3 protein-coding genes are annotated in these 1472 nt (G+C 70.3%); all 3 read left to right on the forward strand.

Annotated elements, in window-relative coordinates; all coding sequences use genetic code 11:
- Nucleotides 1–92 precede the first annotated feature (92 nt).
- Nucleotides 93–491: a (deoxy)nucleoside triphosphate pyrophosphohydrolase gene (locus P0084_RS18440; RefSeq protein WP_308918361.1), complete on the forward strand. Its 399-nt coding sequence runs from the start codon at nt 93–95 to the stop codon at nt 489–491.
- 114 nt (nt 492–605) lie between these two features.
- Entirely contained in the window at nt 606–974 is a 369-nt protein-coding gene (locus P0084_RS18445; RefSeq protein WP_308918362.1) for a hypothetical protein, read from the forward strand.
- Nucleotides 967–1472, forward strand: a 506-nt coding sequence (locus tag P0084_RS18450; protein ID WP_308918363.1) for a DUF2515 family protein, incomplete at its 3' end; no start/stop codon positions are given. The genes P0084_RS18445 and P0084_RS18450, both read left to right, overlap by 8 nt.

The raw sequence follows: 1472 nt of genomic DNA on the forward strand, positions 1-1472 counted from the left end.
TTGGTCGCATGGGGGAAGGCGCATCTGGAACCGTGACCGTGGCGGATCCGGTCCCATTGACGCGGGCACATCGCCGCGTCACCACCGCCCCCATGCGAACGATCCTCGTCTCCGCCGCCGCCCTGATCGATCCGGACGGCCGGGTGCTGCTGGCCCAGCGCCCCGCCGGCAAGGCGATGGCGGGCCTGTGGGAGTTTCCGGGCGGCAAGGTCGAGGACGGCGAAACGCCGGAGGCCGCCCTGATCCGCGAGCTGGGGGAGGAGCTGGGCATCGACACCTGGGCGTCCTGCCTGGCGCCGCTGACCTTCGCGTCGCATGCCTACGACGACTTCCACCTTCTGATGCCGCTCTTCGCCTGCCGCAAATGGGGGGGCACGCCCCGGCCCGCGGAAGGACAGGCGCTGGCCTGGGTCCGCCCCCGCGACATGCGCGACTATCCGATGCCCCCCGCCGACCTGCCCCTGATCCCCGTGCTGCGCGACTGGCTCTAGGGTCGGTCCGCGATCTGCGGCCCACGGGACGGACGGCCGTCGCCAACGGTCCGACCCGATGGTAAGCGGCGCGCGGGTCGACTGATGCGGCCGCGGCCACGATGGGGTGACGGGATGCTCCGATTGACCAAGGCGCAGATGGACGCGGGCGTCCCCTGCCTGCAACGCGCCTTCGACCGGCGCGTGGCCGATGCCCTCGTCGCCAAGTACGACGGCGTCCGGCCGATCCGGACGGAGGGTTTGGTCGACCACGTCGCACGGGCGCGGGCCCGGGCGCAGGCCCTGGGGTTCGGGGCCGAACGGCACCTCCTGGACCTGGTGGAGGCGTGGTGCCTGACGGGGGACCGCCTTTGGTCCGACCCGGACTTCCGGCGGATCGTCGCCCTCCCGCTGAGGACGCGGGAGGAGAAGGCCGTCGCCATCCGGGACCGCTTCGTGCCATCCCTGGATCCGACCCCAACGGGGAGGGACGAGGATGAATGACTTCTCCACCACCCAGGCGCCGGACGCCCCCGTGTCCCGTTGCCCGTCCAACTGCGCCGAGGCGATGGACATGGTGATGGAGGACGTCAACGACATCACCCGCATCGGCCCCGCCATCGACCGGAACGCGGCGATCACCCGGGCCTACCGGCAACTGGGCTGCGACATGCCGAACAATCACTGGGTCCGGCTGGCGGGCTACGTGTCGGTGCAGGGCGGTTGCGCGATGCAACGGGTCCAGAGCGGTACCATCGCCGCCGCCGCCTTCCCGCCGGCGGAACTGATCGGACGCCTCTTCGTCGACGGAAGCCCCGGCGAAGGCCTCGTGGCGTCCATGGATGCCCTGCGCGACGCCAACACGGAGATCTTCACATCCGTCTATCCCCCGAACAAGTTCATGCACGAATGCGGCTACGAACGCTTGAAGGAATGCGTCGACGCGGGTGAGATCCAGGTCGATGGCGACCTCATGGACGCGCTCGGGAAACTCGACGACGG

This window comes from Jannaschia maritima, from assembly GCF_030973515.1.
Taxonomy (GTDB): Bacteria; Pseudomonadota; Alphaproteobacteria; order Rhodobacterales; family Rhodobacteraceae; genus Jannaschia; species Jannaschia maritima.